The sequence below is a fragment of the Streptomyces lucensis JCM 4490 genome, assembly GCF_014650035.1.
Lineage (GTDB): Bacteria > Actinomycetota > Actinomycetes > Streptomycetales > Streptomycetaceae > Streptomyces > Streptomyces lucensis.
Map to the genome: position 1 here is coordinate 641382 of NZ_BMUE01000003.1, position 22223 is coordinate 663604.

19 protein-coding genes and 1 pseudogene are annotated in these 22223 nt (G+C 74.2%); 15 read left to right on the top strand and 5 right to left on the bottom strand.

Features of this window, described 5'->3' with window-relative positions; genetic code table 11:
• The first annotated feature begins 12 nt into the window (after positions 1–12).
• The 9 genes from IE177_RS10775 (at position 13) to mug (ending at position 10441) form a co-directional block, all read left to right on the top strand.
• The gene (locus IE177_RS10775) at positions 13–828 is read left to right on the top strand and encodes an ABC transporter ATP-binding protein (protein WP_190014974.1); all 816 of its coding nucleotides are present in this window, start codon (positions 13–15) and stop codon (positions 826–828) included.
• A 4-nt stretch (positions 829–832) separates the two neighbouring features.
• Positions 833–3400 (top strand): ABC transporter permease, encoded by a 2568-nt coding sequence (locus IE177_RS10780; RefSeq protein ID WP_190014975.1) that lies wholly within the window; start codon positions 833–835, stop codon positions 3398–3400.
• Between the two features lie 98 nt (positions 3401–3498).
• On the top strand, positions 3499–4386 hold the full coding sequence (locus IE177_RS10785; protein WP_190014976.1) for an LLM class F420-dependent oxidoreductase: 888 nt from the start codon (positions 3499–3501) through the stop codon (positions 4384–4386).
• 45 nt (positions 4387–4431) lie between these two features.
• Positions 4432–4857, top strand: coding sequence for a GNAT family N-acetyltransferase (locus IE177_RS10790; protein ID WP_190014977.1), 426 nt, complete (start codon positions 4432–4434; stop codon positions 4855–4857).
• Positions 4858–5008: 151 nt separating this feature from the next.
• Positions 5009–6352 (top strand): hemolysin family protein, encoded by a 1344-nt coding sequence (locus IE177_RS10795; RefSeq protein WP_190014978.1) that lies wholly within the window; start codon positions 5009–5011, stop codon positions 6350–6352.
• Positions 6349–7362, top strand: a complete 1014-nt coding sequence (locus tag IE177_RS10800) for a hemolysin family protein (RefSeq protein ID WP_190014979.1) — start codon at positions 6349–6351, stop codon at positions 7360–7362. The genes IE177_RS10795 and IE177_RS10800 overlap by 4 nt, the downstream gene beginning before the upstream one ends.
• 116 nt (positions 7363–7478) lie before the next feature.
• The gene (locus IE177_RS10805; RefSeq protein ID WP_190014980.1) at positions 7479–8267 is read left to right on the top strand and encodes an SGNH/GDSL hydrolase family protein; all 789 of its coding nucleotides are present in this window, start codon (positions 7479–7481) and stop codon (positions 8265–8267) included.
• A gap of 138 nt (positions 8268–8405) precedes the next feature.
• Entirely contained in the window at positions 8406–9848 is a 1443-nt protein-coding gene (gene purB / locus IE177_RS10810; RefSeq protein ID WP_190014981.1) for an adenylosuccinate lyase, read from the top strand.
• 53 nt (positions 9849–9901) lie between these two features.
• Positions 9902–10441, top strand: a complete 540-nt coding sequence (gene mug / locus IE177_RS10815) for a G/U mismatch-specific DNA glycosylase (protein WP_190014982.1) — start codon at positions 9902–9904, stop codon at positions 10439–10441.
• Here the strand turns inward: mug and IE177_RS10820 are convergent.
• On the bottom strand, positions 10402–10845 hold the full coding sequence (locus IE177_RS10820; protein WP_190014983.1) for a hypothetical protein: 444 nt from the start codon (positions 10843–10845) through the stop codon (positions 10402–10404). The genes mug and IE177_RS10820 overlap by 40 nt on opposite strands.
• Before the next feature lie 41 nt (positions 10846–10886).
• A pseudogene (locus IE177_RS10825) lies at positions 10887–11072 on the bottom strand (ABC transporter permease); the annotation flags it as partial.
• Between the two features lie 214 nt (positions 11073–11286).
• Here IE177_RS10825 and IE177_RS10830 point away from each other — a divergent pair.
• Positions 11287–12444, top strand: coding sequence for an ROK family transcriptional regulator (locus IE177_RS10830; protein WP_190014984.1), 1158 nt, complete (start codon positions 11287–11289; stop codon positions 12442–12444).
• Positions 12445–12794: 350 nt separating this feature from the next.
• Here IE177_RS10830 and IE177_RS10835 read toward each other — a convergent pair whose 3' ends face one another.
• Entirely contained in the window at positions 12795–13556 is a 762-nt protein-coding gene (locus tag IE177_RS10835; protein ID WP_190014985.1) for a GntR family transcriptional regulator, read from the bottom strand.
• 235 nt (positions 13557–13791) lie between these two features.
• Positions 13792–14676 (bottom strand): RNA polymerase sigma-70 factor, encoded by an 885-nt coding sequence (locus tag IE177_RS10840; protein WP_190014986.1) that lies wholly within the window; start codon positions 14674–14676, stop codon positions 13792–13794.
• A gap of 122 nt (positions 14677–14798) precedes the next feature.
• On the opposite strand from IE177_RS10840, the gene IE177_RS10845 reads away from it, so the two are divergent.
• The 4 genes from IE177_RS10845 to IE177_RS10860 all read left to right on the top strand — a co-directional run bounded on the left by IE177_RS10845 (position 14799) and on the right by IE177_RS10860 (position 20032).
• Positions 14799–15452, top strand: coding sequence for an NADPH-dependent F420 reductase (locus IE177_RS10845; RefSeq protein WP_190015123.1), 654 nt, complete (start codon positions 14799–14801; stop codon positions 15450–15452).
• Positions 15453–15556: 104 nt separating this feature from the next.
• On the top strand, positions 15557–16387 hold the full coding sequence (locus IE177_RS10850; RefSeq protein ID WP_190014987.1) for an alpha/beta fold hydrolase: 831 nt from the start codon (positions 15557–15559) through the stop codon (positions 16385–16387).
• A gap of 397 nt (positions 16388–16784) precedes the next feature.
• Positions 16785–18371 (top strand): alkaline phosphatase D family protein, encoded by a 1587-nt coding sequence (locus tag IE177_RS10855; protein WP_190014988.1) that lies wholly within the window; start codon positions 16785–16787, stop codon positions 18369–18371.
• Between the two features lie 206 nt (positions 18372–18577).
• Positions 18578–20032 (top strand): GNAT family N-acetyltransferase, encoded by a 1455-nt coding sequence (locus tag IE177_RS10860; protein ID WP_229815987.1) that lies wholly within the window; start codon positions 18578–18580, stop codon positions 20030–20032.
• Positions 20033–20443: 411 nt separating this feature from the next.
• On the opposite strand, the gene IE177_RS10865 is transcribed toward IE177_RS10860, so the two are convergent.
• On the bottom strand, positions 20444–21643 hold the full coding sequence (locus IE177_RS10865; RefSeq protein ID WP_190014990.1) for a trans-sulfuration enzyme family protein: 1200 nt from the start codon (positions 21641–21643) through the stop codon (positions 20444–20446).
• A 60-nt stretch (positions 21644–21703) separates the two neighbouring features.
• Here IE177_RS10865 and IE177_RS10870 point away from each other — a divergent pair, with 60 nt between their 5' ends.
• Entirely contained in the window at positions 21704–22189 is a 486-nt protein-coding gene (locus tag IE177_RS10870) for an Lrp/AsnC family transcriptional regulator (RefSeq protein WP_190014991.1), read from the top strand.
• Positions 22190–22223 lie beyond the last annotated feature (34 nt).

Consider the following 22223-nt stretch of genomic DNA (forward strand, 5'->3'; position numbering starts at 1 on the left):
CTGGAGGCGGTCTTGTCCACTTCTGCTGCGGAGCACGCCCCGGGACTCCCCCCGGACGGTGGCGTGGCGGCCCGGGCCCGCGCACTGACCAAGGCCTACGGCTCCGGCGAGACGGCCGTGGTCGCCCTGGACTCGGTCGACGTGGACATCGCGCGGCACCGCTTCACCGCGGTGATGGGCCCCTCCGGGTCCGGGAAGTCCACGCTGATGCACTGCCTGGCGGGCCTCGACACGGTGTCGGCCGGTCAGGTGTGGCTCGGCGACACCGAGATCACCGGGCTGAGGGAGCGGGAGCTGACCCGGCTCAGGCGGGACCGGATCGGGTTCATGTTCCAGTCGTTCAACCTCATCCCGACCCTGACCGCCGCCGAGAACATCACCCTGCCGATGGACATCGCGGGCCGCGAACCCGACCGGCGGTGGCTGGACCAGGTCATCGACGCCCTCGGACTGCGCGGGCGCCTGACGCACCGGCCCGCGCAGCTCTCCGGCGGTCAGCAGCAGCGCGTCGCCTGCGCGCGGGCGCTGGCCTCCCGGCCCGAGCTGGTCTTCGCCGACGAGCCGACCGGCAACCTGGACTCGCGGGCGGGTCTGGAGGTGCTGGGCTTCCTGCGCGGCGCGGTGGACGACCTAGGCCAGACCGTCGTCATGGTCACCCACGACCCGGGCGCCGCCGCCCACTCCGACCTGGTGCTGTTCCTCGCCGACGGGCGGATCGTGGACGAGATGGAACGGCCGACGGCGGATGCCGTGCTCGAGCGCATGAAGCGGTTCGACGTGGTCCGCGGCCGGCTCGGCGACGGCGTCGTCGCCGCCCAGGAGGACTGACCCGGTGCTCAAGGCGACCCTGAGGAGCTTCCTCGCGCACAAGGGGCGGCTGGCCCTGTCCGCGGTGGCCGTGCTCCTGTCCGTGGCCTTCGTCGCGGGCAGCCTGGTCTTCTCCGACACCGTCGGCCGCACCTTCGACCGGCTGTTCGCCTCCACCGCCGCCGACGTCACCGTGAGCCCCAAGGAGGACCCGCGGGCGGCGCGGGCGACGGGCGCGGTGCAGACCCTGCCGGCCGCGCTGCGGGACCGGGTGGCGGTGGTCCCCGGGGTGGCCCGGGCCTACGCGGACGTGTCGGTGCAGAACGTCGTGGTGGTCGACGGCCACGACAGGTCCGTCGGCCCGACCACCGGCGCGCCCACCATCGCCGCCTCCTGGTACGCCACCCGCCGCGGCCCGGTGGAACTGACCTCCGGTCACGCGCCGCACGGCGCGGGCGAGGCGCTGCTGGACGCCGACACCGCCGGCCGGAAGCACGTACGGATCGGCGACACGCTGACCGTGCAGGCACAACCGGGCACCTTCGACGTCCGTGTCGTCGGCATCGCCACCTTCACCACGACCAACCCGGGTGCCGCACGGATCTTCCTGGACCCGGCCGTGGCCGGCCGGCAGCTGCTCGGGTCCGCCGCCAGGGCGACCAGCGTCTCGGTGGACGCGGCGCGGGGCGTGACCGACGCGCAGCTCCAGCGCCGCGTCGGCGCGGCGATCGGCACCGGCACCTACGACCTGCGGACCGCGGACGAGCAGGCCAAGTCGGCCTCGGCCGGCCTCGGCACCTTCCTCGACGTGATCAAGTACGTGATGCTGGGCTTCGCCGGCGTCGCGGTGCTGGTCGGCGTCTTCCTCATCGTCAACACCTTCTCCATGCTGATCGCCCAGCGCACCCGGGAACTGGGCCTGCTGCGGGCACTCGGCGCGGACCGGCGGCAGGTGCGCCGGTCGGTGCTCACGGAGGCACTGCTGCTGGGCCTGGTCGGTTCCACCCTCGGCCTCGCGGCCGGGATCGGGCTGGCCCTCGGGCTGATCCGGCTGATGAGCGCGTTCGGGACGAACCTGAGGGCCGCCGAGACGGTCATCGGCTGGGGGACGCCCGTCGCCGCGTACGCCGTCGGCCTCGGCGTCACCTTCGTGGCCGCCTACCTGCCCGCGCGGCGCGCGGCGGCCGTCTCGCCCATGGCGGCGCTCGCGGACGCCGAAGTGGCCGGGGTGGGCAGGCCGCTGAGGGCGCGGGCGATCACCGGCGCGGTGGTCGGGGCGGCCGGCGCGGCCGCGCTCGCCGGGTGCACGGCGGCCACGCGGACCGCACAGGCGGCGTCGCTGCTGGGGCTCGGCGTGGTGCTGTCCCTGATCGCGACCGTCGTCGCCGGACCGCTGCTGGTGCGGCCGGTGATCCGGGTGCTCGGCGCGGCCTTCCCCCTGGTGTTCGGCCCGGTCGGCCGGATGAGCCGGCGCAACGCCCTGCGCAACCCCCGCCGCACCGGCGCCACGGCCGCCGCCCTGATGGTGGGCCTGGCCCTGGTCGGCGGGATGTCGGTGGCGAGCGCCTCCCTGTCGGCGTCGTTCGACCAGCGGATCGACCGGACACTCGGCGCCGACTTCATCGTCCAGAGCGCCGGCTTCACGCCCTTCACGAAGGAGGTCGCCGACCGGGTGGCCGGCACGCCCGGCGCCGGCGTCGTCGTACGGCAGCGGCTCAGCCCCGTCGCCGTGCGGATGCCGGACGGCACGCGGGTCAGGACGACCGCCACCGGGTACGGGCCCCGGCTCGACGACGTCGCGCACCTCACCTACGCGCGCGGTGGTTCGGCGCAGGCGCTGGCGGACGGGCGCCTCGGCATGGACGCCGGCTTCGCGCGGGACCACGGCGTCCGGACCGGCGGCGTGATCCCGGTCGAGTTCCCGGGCGGGCGCCGGGCGGAACTGACGGTCGGGGCGCTCACCGAGCAGGAGCCGGCCGGGGGGTTCGGCACGCAGGGCGGCGTCTTCCTCGGCCTGCGCACACTGGAGAGGTACGTCCCGCACGGTCAGGACTCCGCGGTGTACGTCAACACGGCTCCCGGGACGACGGCGGCCGAGCTGCGCCCCCGCCTGGAGCGGGCGCTCAAGCCGTTCCCGCAGGTGCAGGTGCGCGATCAGAGCGACTACAAGAACCTGGTCCACGACCAGATCGCCGTCCTGCTCTACCTCGTGTACGCACTGCTCGGGCTGGCGATCGTCATCGCCGTGCTCGGCGTGGTCAACACCCTCGCCCTGTCGGTGGTGGAGCGCACCCGGGAGATCGGGCTGCTGCGCGCGATCGGGCTGGGGCGGCGGCAGCTGCGCCGGATGATCCGGCTGGAGTCGGTGGTGATCGCGGTGTTCGGCGCGGTCCTGGGGCTGGGTCTGGGGCTCGTGTGGGGGGTGTGCATGCAGCAGGTGCTGGCCCTGCGCGGGCTGACGGCGCTCGCGATCCCCTGGGGAACGCTCGTCACGGTGGTGATCGGCTCGGCGGTGGTGGGCGTCGTGGCGGCCCTGCTGCCGGCGCTGCGGGCGTCGCGGATGAACGTGCTGGCGGCGATCGCGCACGAGTGACGCGGGCCCTCGCGGCGCTCTCCGGCGGGCGTCGGGCGTGCCGCGGGCGTGATGGAATGACCGGTGCAGAGCAAGTCCTGTGCTCAGGAGGAGAGTTCATGCCGCGTCCGTTCCGTTTCGGGGTCAATCTGCTCGCGCCCGCACCCGGCGCCGAGTGGCGGGCGACGTGCCGTCGCGCCGAGGAGCTGGGCTACGACGTGATCCTGGTCCCCGACCACCTGGGCATGGTCGCGCCCTTCCCGGCGCTGGTCGCGGCCGCCGAGGCGACCGAGCGGCCGCGGCTCGGCACCTTCGTGCTCAACGCGGGCTTCTGGAACCCGGCCCTGCTCGCCCGCGAGGTGGCGACGACGGACGCGCTGACCGGTGGCCGGCTCGAACTCGGCCTCGGCACGGGGTACGTCCCGGCCGAGCACGAGGCGGCCGGACTGCCGTTCGGCTCACCGCGCGAGCGGGTCGACCACCTGCGGCGCACGGTCGTCGAACTGGACCGGCTGCTGGGCTCCGAGGAGCACGCGCCGCGGCCCGTCCAGCCCCGGGTGCCGCTGCTGATCGGCGCCAACGGCGACCGGATGCTGCGCCTGACCGCCGGGCACGCGGACATCGCCGCGTTCACCGGCGCCCGGCCCGGCGCCGCCGCGGGGTCGTTGCAGCCGCTGACCGCCGAGGAGCTGGACGAGCGGGTGGCCCGCTACCGCGGGCTGGCGGCGGGCCGCGCGCGACCGGCCGAGCTGAACCTGCTGATCCAGCTCGTGGCCGTCACGGACGACCCCGGACCGGTGCTGAAGCCCCTGCTGGAGCGGCTGCCCGGACTGACCCTGGAGCAGGCCCTGGCGCTGCCCATCGTGCTGGCCGGCCCGCTGGACGACGTCGTCGCCAAGGTGCGGGCGCAGCGCGAGCGGTTCGGGTTCTCGTACCTGACCGTGCTGGAACCGTCGATGGAGGCGTTCGCCCCGGTGATGGAACGGCTTCGCGAGGAGTCCGCATGATGGAAATGCCGGGGCCGGCCACGCCGACCGTGCTCCGATGATCACATGACTGATGTGCGCGTCCGCCCCGCCGTCCACGCCGACCTCGACGCGGTGCTCGCCTTCTGGCGGAGCGCCGCCGAGGGCACGAGCATCAGCGACGACCGCGCCGGGGTGGAGCGGCTGGTCGCCCGCGACCCGGAGGCGCTGCTCCTGGCCGAGTCGGAGGGCGAGCTGGTCGGCACCGTGATCGCCGGCTTCGACGGCTGGCGGTGCCATCTGTACCGGCTCGCGGTGAGCCCGGGCCGGCGGCGGCAGGGCATCGGTTCGGCGCTGCTGGCCGCCGCCGAGGAGCGTTTCGTACGGCTCGGCGGCCGGCGCGCGGACGCCATGGTGCTGGTGCGCAACGAGACGGCCCACCACGCCTGGACCGCGGCCGGGTACGGCCCCGAGGAGCGCTGGCGGCGGTGGGTCAAGCCTCTGACGCGATGAGATCACCGCCTTCTTTGCCCATCCTTTACCCTTGAGGGAGCACTCGGCCCTCTATGAAAGGTTGTGAGCGTCCGCCCATGGGCGATCCCCCCGGTCGGCGACACCGCGCGTTCCGCCCCGCCCTGTCCGATCATGGGACGGGGGTGACCCGATGACCGAAGTGCTCCTCCTCCTGGTGGCGATCCTGCTCTCCCTCGCCTGCGGCGCCTTCGTGGCGGCGGAGTTCTCGCTGACCACGGTGGAGCGCAGCGAGCTGGAGCGCTCCGCCGCACGCGGCGAACGCGGCGCCAAGGGCGCCCTGGAGGCCGTGCGGAACCTGACCTTCCAGCTCTCCGGCGCCCAGCTCGGCATCACCGTGACCAATCTGGTGGTCGGCATGCTCGCCGAGCCGTCGATCGCCAGGCTGCTCGCCGGACCGTTCACCGCGATGGGCCTGTCGCAGACCACGGCGAGTTCGGTGGCCCTGGTGCTGGGCACGGCCCTGTCCACGGTGTTCCTGATGGTCGTCGGCGAGCTGGTGCCCAAGAACTGGGCGATCTCCTCACCGCTGAAGGTGGCCAGGCGGGTGGGCAGCGCCCAGCGCTGGTTCAGCGCGGCCTTCCGGCCCTTCATCACGCACCTGAACAACACGGCCAACCGTTTCGTGCGCCGGCTCGGCATCGAACCGGCCGAGGAGCTGGCCTCCGCGCGCGGTCCGCAGGAGCTGGCCGCCCTCGCCCGGCACTCCGCCAAGGCGGGCGCCCTGGCGGCGGACACCGCGGAGCTGTTCGTCCGGACGCTGAACCTGGCCGACCTCACGGCCCAGAACGTGATGACCCCGCGCGTGCAGGTCATCGCCCTCGACGCCCAGGCCACCTGCGAGGACGTGGCGAACGCGACGCGGGCCACCGGCCTGTCCCGGTTCCCCGTCTACCGGGGCAGCCTGGACTCCGTCGTCGGCACCGCGCACGTCAAGGACGTCCTGGCCGTGCCCGCCGAGCAGCGGTGCCACCGGCGCGTCTCCCAGATGATGCGCGAGCCGCTGCTGGTCCCCGAGTCCCTGACCGTGGACCGGCTGCTGGACCGGCTCTCCGGCAGGCGCACCATGGCCGTCGTCATCGACGAGTACGGCGGCACGGCGGGCGTGGCGACGCTGGAGGACATCGTCGAGGAGGTCGTCGGCGAGGTGCGGGACGAGCACGACCCGCACGAGACGCCCGACCTCGCGCCCGCCGGCGCGGACGCCGAGGGCCGCGCCCTGTACTCGGCCGACGGCGCCGCCCGCACCGACCAGCTCGCGCGCGTGGGCCTGCGCGTGCCCGAGGGGCCGTACGAGACCCTGGCCGGCCTGGTCGCCACCCGGCTGGGCCGGATACCCGAGATCGGTGACGCGGTGCACGTGGCCGGCTGGCGCATGGACGTGGTGGACGCCTCGGGCCGCCGGGCGGCCCGGGTGCTGCTGCACGCGCCGCTGGCCGACGAGAAGACCGACGACACGCCGGAGAGTGCGCGATGACCGCCGTACAGCTGCTCATCGGCCTGGCGACCCTCGTCGTCAACGCCTTCTTCGTGGGCGCGGAGTTCGCGCTGATCTCCGTGCGCCGCTCGCAGGTCGAACCGCTCGCCCAGGAGGGCGACCGGCGCGCCCGGAGTGTGGTGTGGGGCCTGGAGCACGTCTCGGCCCTGCTGGCCGCAGCCCAGCTCGGCATCACCCTGTGCACCCTGGTCCTCGGCGTGGTCGCCGAACCGGCGATCGCCCACCTGCTGGAGCCGGTGTTCCACGCGCTGGGCGTCCCCGTGAGCGTGGGTCACGCCGTGTCCTTCGTGATCGCGCTGACCCTGGCGACGTACCTGCACATGCTGCTGGGCGAGATGGTCCCCAAGAACATCGCGCTCGCCGAACCGGTGCGCAGCGCGCTGCTGCTCGGGCCGCCCCTGGTCACGCTCTCCCGGGCGCTGCGCCCGGTGATCTTCACGATCAACGCCTTCGCGAACGGCCTGCTCAGGCTGCTGCGGGTGGAGGCCAGGAACGAGGTCGCGGCGACCTTCACCGACACCGAACTCGCCGAGATCGTCAAGGACGCCAGCGAGGCGGGCCTCATCGACGACCGGGCGCAGGAACGGCTGCACGACGCCCTGGAGCTGGGCAGCCGGCCCGTGCGGGACGTGGTGGTACCGCTGGAAAGGGTGGTCTACGCGCGCGTGGGCGTCACCGCGGAACAGCTGGAGCGGCTCTCGGCCGAGTCGGGGTTCTCCCGGTTCCCGGTCGTCGACGAGGGCCGGCGCATCGTGGGCTACCTGCACGTCAAGGACGCGCTGGACGCCTCGCCGCGCGACGTGCCGTTCCGGCTGCGGGAGATGCGGCCCATCCCGCGGGTGCGCGAGCGGACCCCGCTGGACGACGTGCTCACCGCCATGCGGCGCAGCCGTACGCACGTGGCGGCCGTGCTCGGCGACGACGGGCGGCTGGCGGGCCTGGTCACCATGGAGGACGTGCTGCGGGAGCTGTTCGGCCAGCCCGTGTGAGCCGCGGGCGGGGCACGTGCGGGACATGCGCGAGGCAGCCCGAGCGAAGGCCGGCCGGACCGCGGCCGGGGCCGACCGACCGACGGGTATGGAGCCGGGATACGATCCCTGTCGCCATGCAGACGAATCCCACACCCCGCACGTACACCAGCCTGGTCGCGGTCGGCGACTCCTTCACCGAGGGCATGTCGGACCTGCTGCCCGACGGCTCCTACCGCGGCTGGGCCGATCTCCTCGCCGCCCGGATGGCCGCGCGCACCCCCGGGTTCCGGTACGCCAACCTCGCGGTGCGCGGGAAGCTGATCGGGCAGATCGTCGACGAGCAGGTGGACGTGGCGGCCGCGATGGGCGCCGACGTGATCACCCTCGTCGGCGGGCTCAACGACACCCTGCGTCCCAAGTGCGACATGGTCCGGGTCCGGGACCTGCTCACCGAGGCCGTGGAGCGGCTGGCGCCGTCCTGCGGGCAGCTGGTGCTGATGCGCAGCCCCGGCCGTCAGGGACCGGTGCTGGAGCGCTTCCGGCCGCGCATGGAGGAGCTGTTCGCCTGCGTGGACGAGCTGGCGGCGAAGCACGGTGCCCTGGTGGCCGATCTGTACGGGGCGCCGTCGCTGGCCGACCCGCGGCTGTGGGACGTGGACCGGCTGCACCTGACGGCGGAGGGGCACCGCCGGGTCGCCGAGGCGGTGTGGCAGACGCTCGGGTACGAGCCGGAGGACAGCGAGTGGCACGTGCCGATGGCGGCCACGCTCCCGCCCGGGTGGCTGACCCGGCGGGTCGCGGACGCGCGGTTCGCCCGGCGGCACCTGCTGCCGTGGATAGGACGGCGTCTGACCGGCCGCTCCTCCGGCGACGGCCGCCCGGCCAAGCGGCCTGAGCTGCTGCCGTACGAAGGCCCCGCGTAGCGGCGGACACTCCCGGGACGCCCGGGCGGCCGTGCCCGCGCGACCGGTCGGCACCGGGGACGTGACGCGGCTCTCGTAGCTTCCGCCGAACAGGACAGTGGCGCTGGCCTGCACGAATCGCCAGTAGACTCTGTTCACGTGACTTCTGCGCCCGCCAAGCCCCGCATCCCGAACGTCCTCGCCGGACGCTACGCCTCCGCCGAGCTCGCCACGCTCTGGTCCCCCGAGCAGAAGGTGAAGCTGGAGCGGCAGCTCTGGCTCGCCGTGCTGCGGGCCCAGAAGGACCTCGGCATCGAGGTGCCCGACGAGGCGATCGCCGACTACGAGCGCGTCCTCGACACGGTCGACCTGGCCTCGATCGCCGAGCGGGAGAAGGTCACCCGGCACGACGTGAAGGCGCGGATCGAGGAGTTCAACGACCTCGCCGGGCACGAGCACGTGCACAAGGGCATGACCTCCCGTGACCTCACCGAGAACGTCGAGCAGCTGCAGATCCGGCTCTCGCTGGAGCTGATGCGCGACCGTACGGTGGCCGTGCTGGCGCGCCTGGGCAAGCTGGCCGGCGAGTACGCCGAGCTGGTCATGGCCGGCCGCTCCCACAACGTCGCCGCGCAGGCCACCACCCTGGGCAAGCGGTTCGCGACCGCCGCCGACGAACTGCTCGCCGCCCACGGCCGCGTCGAGGAGCTGCTGGGCCGCTACCCGCTGCGCGGCATCAAGGGCCCGGTCGGCACCGCGCAGGACATGCTCGACCTGCTCGGCGGGGACGCCGCGCGGCTCGCCGAGCTGGAGGACCGCATCGCGCGTCACCTCGGCTTCTCGCAGGCGTTCACCTCGGTCGGCCAGGTGTACCCGCGCTCGCTGGACTACGAGGTCGTCACAGCGCTGGTGCAGCTCGCGGCGGCGCCGTCCTCGCTGGCGAAGACGATCCGGCTGATGGCCGGCCACGAGCTGGTCACCGAGGGCTTCAAGCCGGGCCAGGTCGGCTCCTCCGCCATGCCGCACAAGATGAACACCCGCTCCTGCGAGCGCGTCAACGGGCTCATGGTCATCCTGCGCGGCTACGCCTCGATGACCGGTGAGCTGGCGGGCGACCAGTGGAACGAGGGCGACGTCTCCTGCTCGGTGGTGCGCCGGGTCGCGCTGCCGGACGCCTTCTTCGCGCTGGACGGCCTGCTGGAGACCTTCCTGACGGTCCTCGACGAGTTCGGCGCCTTCCCGGCGGTCGTCGCCCGTGAGCTGGACCGCTACCTGCCCTTCCTGGCCACCACCAAGGTGCTCATGGGCGCGGTGCGCGCCGGGGTCGGCCGCGAGGTGGCGCACGAGGCGATCAAGGAGAACGCCGTGGCCACCGCGCTCGCCATGCGCGAGCGGGGCGCCGAGCGCAACGACCTGCTCGACAAGCTCGCCGCCGACGAGCGCCTGCCGCTCGACCGTGAGCAGCTGGCGGCGCTGATGGCCGACAAGCTGTCCTTCACCGGCGCCGCGGCGGCCCAGGTCGGCGTGGTCGTCGGCAGGATCGAGGAGATCACGAAGCAGCACCCGGAGGCCGCCGGGTACACCCCCGGAGCGATCCTCTGACCAGCACTCCCCGCCTCACCCGGGCCGACCTGGAGGCCGCCCGCGACCGTCTCGTGCCGGACGTCGTCGCGGACGGCCTGCGGGTGCTCTTCTGCGGCATCAACCCCGGTCTGATGACGGCGGCGACCGGTCACCACTTCGCCCGCCCCGGCAACCGGTTCTGGCCCGTGCTGCACCTGTCCGGCTTCACCCCGAGGCTGCTGAAGCCCGCGGAGCAGCACGAACTGCTGTCGTACGGGCTGGGCATCACCAACGTGGTGGCGCGGGCGACCGCGCGGGCGGACGAGCTGACCGCCGGGGAGTACGCCGAGGGCGGCCGGCTGCTGACCGCCAAGGTGGCGCGGCTGAGGCCCGGATGGCTGGCCGTCGTCGGGGTGACCGCGTACCGGGCCGCCTTCGGCGACCGCCGGGCGCTGGTGGGGCCGCAGGAGCGGACCGTCGGCGGCACGCGGGTGTGGGTGCTGCCCAACCCGAGCGGGCTGAACGCGCACTGGACCGCGACGACGATGGCCGAGGAGTTCGCCCGGCTGCGGGAGGCGGCCGGCGCGGCGGATCAGGGAGGATCCGTCTCGGTCACCACGCCGAGGAGCTGAAGGGGCAGTTCCTTGTCCCAGTGGGAGACGCCGAGCGCGACCCACCGGCCCGAGCCGGTGGCCTGCCACAGGTGGACGTCCGGCACGTGCTCGCTGAGGCCGGCCCACGGCTCCTCGATGTCCTCGCCTCCCATCGCCCGGCCGAGAACGCCGCGCAGGCTGAAGTGCTGGGGCGGCCCCCACCGATCCGTCAGCCGCTCGGCCAGACCGTCCCGGTCGGCCTCGAACTGCGCCGCGGTCTCCTCCCACGCCGTGCCGTCGTCCTCCCAAAAGTCACCGCTCGTCCGTAAGGCGGCCATGTGATAGCCGGGACCGCTCTCGCCGTGCTCCGACCTGCCGTGCACCGCTGGGAACTCCCGGGCGCACAGCAGGTCCATGAGGCTCAGGCACTTCGCGATGTCCATGCGACCCAGTAAAGCGGGCACCACTGACAACTGGCGGCCCGTCAGACGTCCCTGCGGTGCGGGGACCACGCCCCGGCGAGCAGGGCCGCCGCCGCCCACAGCGTGGCCACCGCGGGCCCGTCCCACGGACCGAGGGAGCCGTCCCAGGTGCTGTGCAGCGCCACTTGGCCGGCCCGGTCGGGCAGCAGGCCGGCCACGCCCGAGGACATGTCGCCGATCGCGAAGGACGATCAGCAGATCGTCTCCCCCGTGCGGGGGAGGTCCGCCGCCGCGAATCGGGGTACGTGGCGCCACGCTGACGGGCACCACGCGAACCGCCCGGCCGCGCCGCGCCGTACCGGGTGCACGTCGGGCGGGCCCCGGGCGGAACCCGGCGCTCGCCGGGGTACGCCGGGGCGAGTACGATCCGCCCAACACGCGTGCGAGCTGGAAGGACGGACGGTGGGGCAGCTGACCGGTGGCGATCCCTCGCTGCTGCGAAGGATCAACTCCGCGGTGGTGCTGCACGCGCTGCGTGCCACGGACTGCGCGACACTCACCGAGGTCACCCGGGTCACCGGACTGTCCCGGCCGACCGTCGAGGGCGTCGTCGAGGGGCTCATGGAGGCCGGGCTCGTCGTGGAGACGGCGGCCGACGAGGGCACCGCGCGCCGCCAGGGCCGGCCCGCCCGCCGGTTCCGGTTCCGGGCCGAGGCCGGGCACCTGCTGGGCCTGGAGATCGGGCCGCACCGGGTCGCGGCGCTGCTGTCCGATCTGGACGGGCGGGTGCTGGGCGCGCAGGCCAAGGAGGTCGACGAGACCGCCCCGGCGGACGAGCGGCTCGACCGGCTGCGCGGCGCCGTCGCCGAGCTGCTGCGCCGGGCCGGGGTGGCGCGCGGCTCGCTGCGGGCGGTGGGTGTGGGCACACCGGGCATCGTGGGGTCCGACGGGACGGTACGGCTGAGCACGGCCCTGCCGCAGTGGACGGGGCTGAAGCTGGCCGACCGGCTCAGCCGCTCGTTCAAGTGCCCGGTGCTGGTGGAGAACGACGCGAACGCGGCCGCCGTCGCCGAGCACTGGAAGGGGGCGGCGACCGAGACGGACGACGTGGTGTTCGTGCTGGCCGGGCTGAGCCCCGGTGCGGGTTCGCTGATCGGCGGTCGGCTGCACCGCGGCTACGGCGGGGCGGCCGGGGAGATCGGCGCGCTGCACCTGCTGGGCCGGGAGGTGACCCCGGAGACGCTGCTGTCCACCACCGACCAGCCGCTGCACCCGCTGGACGAGCAGGCGGTCGCCGAGGTGTTCGCACTGGCACGGGACGGCGACCAGCGGGCGCGGGCGGCGGTCGAACGGTTCATCCAGCGGCTCGTGCACGACGTGGCCGCGCTGGTGCTCGCGCTCGATCCGGAACTGGTCGTGATCGGCGGCTGGGCCGCCGGCCTCGACGGGGTCCTGGAACCGCTGCGGCGCGAACTGGACCGCTATTGCCTGCGGCCGCCCCGGGTGGCGCTGTCCCTGCTGGGCGAGGCGGCCGTGGCCACGGGCGCGCTGCGGCTCGCGCTGGATCACGTGGAGGAGCAACTCTTCGCGGTGGACGGCACGGTGACGGCCCGCCGCTGACCGACCCGACCCGACCCGGAGCACGGTCCGGAGCCCGGCGAACGGGAACCGGTGACGCACAGGACGGCGAGGCGTCGTGCCGCAGGCGCACCGCGGCACCACGCGGCCACGTCGAGACGCAACTGGTCACCGTATACGCCACGGTGACGGCGTGTTGCTGACGGCGTGTTGGCGGCGGCGTGTTGGCGGCGGCGTGTTGGCGGCGGAGCGGACCGCACCGGAGGGCGGGCCTGCGCCCGGTTCAGGACGGCGCGAGGCGGCCCGGCACCGATCCGGCGCGCGGGCCGGCCGGTGTCGGGCCGTGGGCGGCGGACGGGCTCAGGTCGTCCGGCCCACGTCGGGGTCGGGGCTCAGGAGGCCCGTCGTTCCGGGTCGTGGTGTATTTCCACGCCGGGCGAGTCGCCGAAGGTCAGCCGGCAGGTGTCGGCGCGGTAGGTCGCCACGGACAGCGCCGCGGTGCGGCCCTGCGCGAAGAAGCGGGTGGTGACGACCAGGACGGGCGCGCCGGGCAGCCGGTCGAGTTCCTTGGCGTCGTCCGCGCGCGCGGAGCCCAGCTCGACGGCGCGGTCCTGGCCCTCCAGCGCGAGGTGCTGCAGCTCGCGCAGCACCGCACGCGTGCGTGCCGTGCCGGACGGGGCGTCGATCGCGGTGAGGCCGGGCACCGAGGCCGCCGGGATGTAGAGCAGCTCGGTGGCGACGCGCTGGCCGTGGGACACGCGGGAGCGGTGGACGGTGTGGACGGGCTCGTCCGCGCCGGTCTCCAGAGCGGCGGCGACGGCCGCCGGCGGCGTCTGAAGAGCGCAGTCGACGGGCTGCCAGGCGTCCCCTTCGGCCCCCGGCCAGGCGTGCTGCTCGGTGCCGACCGCCACCCCCACACGCGGCGGCGCGACGGTCGTACCGACGCCGCGCCGGCGCTGCAGCCGGCCTTCCAGCTCCAGCTGTTCGAGAGCCTGGCGGAGCGTGGCGCGGGCCACGCCGAAGCGCGCGGCGAGGTCCCGCTCGTTGGGCAGGATCTCGCCGACCGAGAACTCGGAGTCCAGTGCCTCGGTGAGCACGGTCTTGAGATGCCAGTACTTAGGTTCCGGCACCGAATCCAGCTGCGTGGTCCCCACCCTGTCCTCCGCATGAGCCGTGGTCCGGCGGTTTTTAGCGCCCTTGTTTATTAAAGGTTGTTGCACTTCTCTGCGACGATAGGGCTGCGGTCACCCTTGGTCAAGACCAATCCTCGCCCCTTGGGCAGCGCACGGGCGGCGCGCCGCGGAGCGTTCACGAGGCGTTCGCACACGGCGGTGTGTGTGACGGCACGGCGAAGCCCCCGTCGCACGACGGGGGCTCGCGGGGCGTGGCTCAGCGGTCGGCGAGGTGCCGCAGCTTGTCCGGGTTACGCACGATGTACACGGTGCTGACGCGGCCGTCGGCGACGTCCACCTGGATCAGGCTGTCGGGCTTGCCGTCGGTCGTCACCAGGACGGCGGGACCGCCGTTGACCTCCAGGAAGCGCAGGGCCATGCCCGGAAGCCGGTTGCCCGAGACGGCGACCAGGAAGCGGCCCACCTTGTCGGCGGTGTGCAGGGTGCGCAGCGGCGCCTTGGCCTTGCCGCCGCTGTCGCCGATCAGGCGGACGTCCGGGGCCAGCAGGGACATCAGCCCCGCCAGGTCGCCTCCGCCCGCCGCGGCGAGGAAGCGTTCGGTCAGGTCCCGGCGCCGGGCGGGGTCGACCTCGTAGCGCGGCCGCCCCTCCGCCACGTGCCTGCGGGCCCGCCCGGCGAGCTGCCGTACGGCCGCCTCGCCGCGGTCGAGCAGCGCGGCGATCTCGGCGTAGGGGTATCCGAAGGCCTCCCTGAGCACGAAGACGGCCCGCTCCAGCGGGGAGAGGGACTCCAGGACGACCAGCACGGCCAGGGAGACCGTGTCGGCGAGCACGGCGCGGTCCGCGGTGTCCGGGGCGGCGCCGCCGAACTCGGTGACGTACGGCTCCGGCAGCCAGGGGCCGGTGTAGGTCTCGCCGCGGGCCTTGACCTGGCGCAGCCGGTCGATGGCCAGACGGGTGGTGATGCGCACCAGGTAGGCGCGCGGTTCGCGGACCTCCGCGCGGTCCGCGCCGGACCAGCGCAGCCACGCGTCCTGGACCACGTCCTCGGCGTCGGCGGTCCGGCCCAGCATGCGGTAGGCCACGCCCATCAGCAGGGGCCGGTGTTCTTCGAAGACGTCGGTCGCGAGGTCGGTGGTCACCTGTCCATCCCATCCGACACGCCCGGTGGGTGTCCACCCGGAATCGCCGGGTCCGGGCCGCGCGGCGATCACAATGTCCGCGGACCGCCGGGGGCCGGCGGCAGGTGGAGCTGGAGGAACCGATGCGGTACGCGGTGCTGGGCACGGGCGAGGTGGGCCGCACACTGGGCGGCAGGCTGGTGGAGCTGGGGCACGAGGTGACCCTCGGATCGCGCTCGGAGGACAACCCCGTGGCGCGGGAGTGGTCCACCGCCGCGGCGGGCCGGGCCCACGCGGGCACCTTCGCGCAGGCGGCCGCGGCGTCCGAGGTGGTGATCAACGCGGTGGGCGGCCGGGTGGCGCTCGAGGCCCTCGGGGCGGTGGGCGCCGGACACCTCGACGGCAAGGTCGTGGTGGACGTGTCCAACCCGCTGGCGTTCGAGGACGGGCAACCGCGGCTGGACCCGGTGGAGTCGGACAGCGTGGGCGAGCGGATCCAGCAGGCCTTCCCGCACGCGCGCGTGGTGAAGACGCTGAACACCGTGAACTGCCAGGTGATGGTGGACCCCGGACGGGTGCCGGGCGGGCACGCCGTGTTCGTGTGCGGCGAGAACGCCGACGCGAAGGAGCAGGTGAAGGAGTTGCTCGGCGAGTTCGGCTGGCCGGCCGGGCGGGTCCTGGACCTGGGCGGCATCCGGTCGGCGCGGGCCGTGGAGATGTATCTGCCGCTGTGGCTGACGATGTTCCGGGAGTTCGGGCACGCCGACTTCAACATCGAGGTGTGCCGCGCGCGTTGACGCGCGGATGCCGGCGCCGTGTACGCCGCCTGGGGGCTACCCGTCGGTAGCAATTGCTGACAAGCTGTCTACGGCGTCCGTCAGCACCCAGCCGAGGAGCAACCATGTCTGCCACCGTCTCCTTCGAGGTCCCCACCGGGCACGGCCCGAGGGACGTGACCGTGTCCTACGCGCGCGCGGGACGCGGCGAACCGCTGGTCCTGCTGCACGGCATCGGCCATCACCGGCAGGTCTGGGACCCGGTCGTGGACATCCTCGCCACCGAGCGCGACGTGATCGCCGTCGACCTCCCCGGATTCGGCGCCTCCCCGGGCCTGCCGGCCGGCCTGGCGTACGACCTGCCGACGACCAACGCCGTGCTCGGCGCCCTGTTCGAGGCACTGGAGCTGGACCGACCGCACGTAGCCGGCAACTCGCTGGGCGGCCTGCTCGCCCTGGAACTGGGCCGGGAGAAGCTCGTACGGTCCGTCACGGCCCTGTCCCCGGCCGGTTTCTGGACGGAGGCCGAGCGCCGCTACGCCTTCACGGTGCTGCGGGCGATGCGCGCCACCGCCGAGCGGCTCCCGCTGCCGCTGGTGGAACGGCTGAGCCGCACCGCCGCCGGCCGCACGGCGCTGACGAGCACGATCTACGCCCGCCCCGGGCGCCGCGCCCCGGAGGCCGTGGTCGCCGAGACGCTGGCCCTCGTGGGGGCCACCGGCTTCGACGCGACCCTGCGGGCCGGTGACGGCGTGCGGTTCACCGACGCCCTGCCCGGCCTGCCGGTCACGGTGGCCTGGGGCACCCGGGACCGCATCCTCCTCCGCCGCCAGGGCGTCCGCGCCAAGCAGCTCATCCCGCACGCCCGGCTCGTACGGCTGCCCGGCTGCGGCCACTGCCCGATGAACGACGACCCGGCGCTGGTCTCCCGCGTCATCCTGGACCGCAGCCGCTGACCGGCGCGTACGGCACCACCCGGACGCGCCGTACGCGCCCGGCACCACCGTCACGCACGTCGCCGGTACGCGCGCGCGTACCGGCGACGCGGGGAGGGACAGCGACGCGGGGAAGGACAGCTGCGCGCGGACGCCAGGCGCGCAGCTGCCCCTCCCCCGCTCGCGTGCGTGGCGGCCACGGCGGCGGGCGGGGCACGCCCCGGCGGTCGCAGCGCGCTCCGGTCGCGCTGCTCGCGGACGCGCCGCGGAACACTGGCCGACGCCCCGTCAGCCCCGGCCGGGCCGCCGCGATCCGGCCGCACGGCTCGTTGTTCACCTCCGGTTTCCGTGCGCGCCGCGGCGCCGCAGTAGGTGTGGCTGCGCACACTGGCCGGATCCCGTCCCTGGAGGCGCAGCCATGTCACACCGTCCGTTCCCCGCCCGCCGCAGTGTCCTGCGCGGCTCCCTCGCCGCGTCGGCGGCCCTGACCCTGCCCGTGGGCCTCGGCGCGGCCCCGGCGTTCGCCCGCTCCGGGCGCCCCCGGGCGGACTGGGGTGTGCAGACCGGCGACGTCACCGCCGACTCCGGTCTGGTGTGGGTGCGTTCGGACCGGCCGGCCCGGATGATCGTGGAGACCGCGGCCACCGAGTCGTTCCGCGACCCGCGCCGCTGGCACGGCCCGCTGCTGGGCGCGGGCACGGACTTCACCGGCACCACCCGGCTGCATGGGCTGCCGCCAGGCGAGCGGATCCACTACCGCGTCCTCCTCGCCGACCCCGACGACCCGCGCCGCACCGGCGAACCGGTGACGGGCGCCTTCCGCACCGCCTCCCGGCACCGCCGCGACGGCGTGCGGTTCCTGTGGTCGGGCGACCTGGCCGGACAGGGCTGGGGCATCAACCCCGACCGGGGCGGCTACCGCATCTACGAGGCGATGGCCAGGCTGGACCCGGACTTCTTCCTGTGCAGCGGCGACAACATCTACGCCGACGGGCCGATCGCCGCCACGCAGGCACTGCCCGACGGCGGCACCTGGCGCAACGTCACCACCGAGGAGAAGTCGAAGGTCGCCGAGACCCTCGCCGAGTACCGGGGCAACTTCCGCTACAACCTGCTCGACGCGAACCTGCGGCGGTTCAACGCCCAGGTGCCCTCGATCGTCCAGTGGGACGACCACGATGTCCGCAACAACTGGTACCCCGGCGAGGTGATCGCCGCCACGGACACCCGGTACACCGAGAAGAGCGTCGACGTCCTCGCCGCCCGTGCCCGGCGGGCGTTCGGCGAGTACTTCCCGATCGGCACCCTGCGGCCCGGCGCGAAGGAGGGCCGGGTCTACCGGGTACTGCGCCAGGGCCCGCTGCTGGACGTGTTCGTGCTCGACATGCGGACCTACCGCAACGCCAACTCCACCGGCGACCGGACCGTCGACCCGCAGGGCATCCTGGGCCGCGAGCAGCTGGGCTGGCTCAAGCGGGAACTCGCCCGCTCCCGTGCGGTGTGGAAGGTCATCGCCGCGGACATGCCACTCGGTCTCGTGGTGCCCGACACCACGGAGGGCAGGCCGAACTTCGAGGCCGTGGCCCAGGGCGACCCGGGCGCACCCCTCGGCCGCGAGCTGCAGATCGCCGAGTTGCTCCGCTTCGTCAAGCACCGGCGGATCACCGGCACCGTGTGGCTGACGGCGGACGTGCACCACACCTCCGCCCAGCACTACCAGCCGTCGCGGGCCGCGTTCACCGATTTCGAGCCGTTCTGGGAGTTCGTCTCCGGGCCGCTGAACGCGGGCGCCTTCCCGGCCAGCGCGCTGGACGGCACGTTCGGTCCGGAGCGGGTGTTCGTGAAGGCGCCGTCCGCGTCGAACGTGTCGCCCGCGGGCGGCTACCAGTTCTTCGGCGAGGTCGACATCGACGGCGGCAGCGGGGAGCTGACGGTCCGGCTGCGCGAGCAGGACGGCACCGTGCTGTTCACGCGGACGCTGCAGCCGGGCCGGGTGGGCCAGTAGGCGGGGGGCGGGGCCGTCCGCTCCCGTACCCTTCTGTGACCGTGCCGCGCCCCGGCGTCATCCCCCGGTGCGCGGCACGGCGGCTCCGTTCCCGGGCGGGCGACGGAAAACGCAACAAATAGGGCGGAGCATGCTTTACCTGTCGGTCACAAACCGTTCGTGATCACGCAACACCCGTCCTGCACAGTGGTCGTATGACTCCAGAGATGTCTGATGTGACCCGGACGAAACACGGGCGCCCCGTGCACCACTGGCGGCGCGACGTCGTCGAACTCGCCGCGCTCTTCACTGCCGTCGCGGTGGCGGACGCGGTGGCGAACCTGATCGGGCACGGCCCCGACGGCCCCGCACTGCTGATGATCTCGGCGATCGTCCTGGCGGCGACGGCGGGATTCCACGTCTGGTGGGCACGGCGCCACGGACACGCACCGCCGGTCAGTGATACCGGTGCCCGGACGGCCGCCGGAAGGCGGCCGGCCGGGCCCACCGGGCGGCCCGCGACCGGCGAGCCGGCCGGTGCCGTCGCGCCGGACGTGGCCGGCACCAGCGTGCTGTGGCGGATGCGGACGACGGTGCGGGACGAACCCGGTTCGCTCGCCGTGCTGTGCACGGCGCTGGCCGAGCGGCGGGTCGACATCCTCAGTCTGCAGACCCACCCGCTGGCCGAGGGCACCGTGGACGAGTTCCTGCTGCGGGCCCCGGGGGCGCTGCCGGCGGCCGGGATCACCCGGGCGGTCTCGCTGGCCGGCGGCACGTCCACGTGGATCGAGCGGGCCGACGCGCACGACCTGGTCGACGCTCCCACCCGGGTGCTCGGCCTGGCCGCCCGCACCGCGCTGGACGCCGCCGAACTTCCGCTGGCGCTCCGTCAGCTGCTGGGCCGGTGCACGATCCGTTCACTGCCCGGAAGGCCGGTCGGCGGCGGGCGCGGACCGGACCCGGTGCCGGCCGAGGGAGTGCTGGAGGACACCGTCATGCGGCTGCGGGCGCCCGAGGGCGGGGTACTCACCGTGGAGCGGCCGTACCTGCCGTTCACTCCCACCGAGTTCGCGCGGGCCCGGGCGCTGGTGGAGCTGGACAACCGGCTCGGCCCGCGGATTCCGGCCGGCCACGACGTGCTGACGCTGCCGGAGGGCGGCGACATCACCGTGCGCCGGGTCGACACCGGGGACCTGGCGGCGGCGAAGGCGATGCACGAGCGGTGCTCGGCCCGCACTCTCGGGATGCGGTACCACGGCCCGGTCGGTGACGCGGACCGCTACCTGAACCATCTGCTCAGCCCCCGCTTCGGACGGACCCTGGCCGCGCAGACCGCCTCGGGCCGCATCGTCGGGCTCGGGCACCTGCTGTGGGACGGCGACGAGACGGAGGTCGCCCTGCTGGTCGAGGACGACTGGCAGCGGCGGGGCGTCGGCGCCGAACTGCTCGGCCGGCTGGTGGCCATGGCGGTGCGGGCCGGCTGCGAGAGCGTGTACGCCGTGACACAGGCCTCCAACACCGGCATGGTCGCCGCGATGCGCGGCCTCGGGCTGCCGCTGGACTACCAGATCGAGGAGGGCACGCTGGTCGTCACGGCCCGCCTGGACGCCGCACCCGTTGCCGCCGGGGCCCCGTACGACCTCGACCGGCAGCGCGTCGCCGACCCGGCGCACCGCGACTGAGCCGACCTCGTACACGCACCGACCGCGGACGGCCCGGCACCACCGCCGGGCCGTCCGCACGCACCCTGGCGGGCCGTCCGCCCCTCGTGACCTGCAGGCGCGCGACGACCGGACGCCTGCCCGCCGGGCCGTCCGCCCCAGCGCTCGATGGCCGCCGGCACCGCTCGGCCGGGCGAGGATGGGCACTCGCTCGCGCGGACCTGCCGAGCCGACCGCCCTCGGCCGGCCGCATCCGCCGACCAGCCGCATCCCCCGGCCGGCCGCGTCGCGCAGCAGCCGACGAGCGATGCGGCGCGTCGCAGCTCAGTCACGACGGCGATGACCGGCGCCGCCGTGACCGCGCGGGCGGTGTGGTGGGCGTGAGGTCGGCAGCAGCCGACCGGCGGTCCCCGGCGCCCGCCTGTCCTCCCGTCAGACCACCGCCTCCCGCAGCGGTACGGGCGTGCGGGTGTGCTCGCCCAGGGCCTGGTCCAGGTCGGCCCACAGGTCCTCCACGTCCTCCAGACCCACCGAGAGCCGCAGCAGCCGGTCGCTCACCCCGGCGCCGCGCCGGTCGTCGGCGTCCACGATGCGGTGGCTGATGGACGCGGGGTGCTGGATGAGGCTGTCCACGCTGCCCAGGCTCACCGCCGGGGTGATCAGCCGGACGCCGGAGATGACCTCGTGGGGGTCGCCGTTCACCTCGATGGCGATCATCGCGCCGCCGATCCGCGGGTAGTGGACGCGCGACACGCGTGGGTCGGCGGTGAGCCGGCGGACCAGTTCGGCGGCGTTGGCGGACGCGGCCCGGACCCGTACCGGCAGGGTGGACAGCCCCCGCAGCAGCAGATAGCCCGCCAGGGGGTGCAGCACCCCACCGGTGGCGAAACGTATCTGCCGGAGCCGGCCCGCGAACTCCTCGTCGCAGGCGACCACTCCGGCCAGCACGTCGCCGTGACCGCCCAGGTACTTGGTGGCGCTGTGCAGCACCAGCCGGGCGCCCTGCTCGGCGGGCCGCTGCAGCACGGGGGTGGCGAAGGTGTTGTCGGCCAGCAGCGGGACGGTGCCGCAGTCGTGCGCGACGGCCCGCAGGTCGAGCTCGGCGAGGGTCGGGTTGGCCGGGGACTCGACCATCACCAGGCCGGTGTCCGGGCGCAGCGCGTCGGCGATGCCGGCCGGGTCGGTCCAGGTGACCTCCGTGCCGAGGAGCCCGGCGGTCAGCAGGTGGTCGCTGCAGCCGTACAGCGGCCGTACGGCGACGACGTGGCGCAGGCCCATGGCGGAACGGGCGAGGAGCACCGCACTGAGCGCGGCCATGCCGCTCGCGAAGGCGACCGCGGACTCGGTGCCCTCCAGCCGGGCGAGCGCGGTCTCGAAGCGGGCGACGGTCGGGTTGCCGAGCCGGCCGTAGACGGGCGGGCCCACCGGGTCGGCGCCGTCGGTGGCGAAGGCGTCGATGCGGGCGGCCTCGGCGCGGCTGTCGTAGGAGGGGTAGGTGGTGGACAGGTCGATCGGCGGGGCGTGCAGGCCCTGTCCGGCGAGGTCGTCGCGGCCGGCGTGGACGGCCTCGGTGGCCAGGGCTCTCGTTGCGGTGCGTACGTCGTCGTAGGCACCGGTGCTCGCTGTGTCCATGGGCGGAAGGGTGAACATCGAACGGTTCTCTGGAATCGAACACCGTGCTACGTTCGGCCAATGGCCGATTCCGTCGTACTGGATCCGGTGGACCTGCATCTGCTGAGGCTGCTGCAGAACGACGCCCGGACCACCTACCGCGACCTCGCCGCGCAGGTGGGCGTGGCCCCGTCCACCTGTCTTGACCGGGTGACCCGGCTGCGCCGGTCGGGCGTGATCCTCGGCAACCGCCTGCGGCTGGATCCGGCCAAGCTCGGGCGCGGCCTGCAGGCGCTGCTGTCGGTCCAGGTGCGGCCGCACCGGCGGGAGCTGGTGGGACCCTTCGTGGAGCGGATCCGGGAGCTGCCGGAGGCACGGACGGTGTTCCACCTGACCGGTCCGGACGACTACCTGGTGCATGTGGCCGTCGCGGACATGGCCGACCTGCAGCGGCTGGTGCTGGACGAGTTCACGGCGCGGCGGGAGGTGGCCCGGGTGGAGACCCGGCTGATCTTCCAGCAGTGGGAGTGCGGGCCGCTGCTGCCTCCCGGCCACGCCCAGAGCTGAACGGGTGACGCGGTGATCCTGTCCGTACGAGGAT

Excerpts from the sequence above, each read along its gene's own strand:
- IE177_RS10820 (WP_190014983.1), bottom strand. The coding sequence starts at position 10,845 with ATGGACATCGCGAAGTGCCTGAGCCTCATGGACCTGCTGTGCGCCCGG.
- IE177_RS10785 (WP_190014976.1), top strand. The coding sequence starts at position 3,499 with ATGCCGCGTCCGTTCCGTTTCGGGGTCAATCTGCTCGCGCCCGCACCC.
- IE177_RS10800 (WP_190014979.1), top strand. The coding sequence starts at position 6,349 with ATGACCGCCGTACAGCTGCTCATCGGCCTGGCGACCCTCGTCGTCAAC.
- IE177_RS10850 (WP_190014987.1), top strand. The coding sequence starts at position 15,557 with ATGTCTGCCACCGTCTCCTTCGAGGTCCCCACCGGGCACGGCCCGAGG.
- IE177_RS10865 (WP_190014990.1), bottom strand. The coding sequence starts at position 21,643 with ATGGACACAGCGAGCACCGGTGCCTACGACGACGTACGCACCGCAACG.
- IE177_RS10860 (WP_229815987.1), top strand. The coding sequence starts at position 18,578 with ATGTCTGATGTGACCCGGACGAAACACGGGCGCCCCGTGCACCACTGG.
- IE177_RS10845 (WP_190015123.1), top strand. The coding sequence starts at position 14,799 with ATGCGGTACGCGGTGCTGGGCACGGGCGAGGTGGGCCGCACACTGGGC.
- IE177_RS10790 (WP_190014977.1), top strand. The coding sequence starts at position 4,432 with ATGACTGATGTGCGCGTCCGCCCCGCCGTCCACGCCGACCTCGACGCG.
- IE177_RS10805 (WP_190014980.1), top strand. The coding sequence starts at position 7,479 with ATGCAGACGAATCCCACACCCCGCACGTACACCAGCCTGGTCGCGGTC.
- IE177_RS10855 (WP_190014988.1), top strand. The coding sequence starts at position 16,785 with ATGTCACACCGTCCGTTCCCCGCCCGCCGCAGTGTCCTGCGCGGCTCC.
- IE177_RS10795 (WP_190014978.1), top strand. The coding sequence starts at position 5,009 with ATGACCGAAGTGCTCCTCCTCCTGGTGGCGATCCTGCTCTCCCTCGCC.
- IE177_RS10870 (WP_190014991.1), top strand. The coding sequence starts at position 21,704 with ATGGCCGATTCCGTCGTACTGGATCCGGTGGACCTGCATCTGCTGAGG.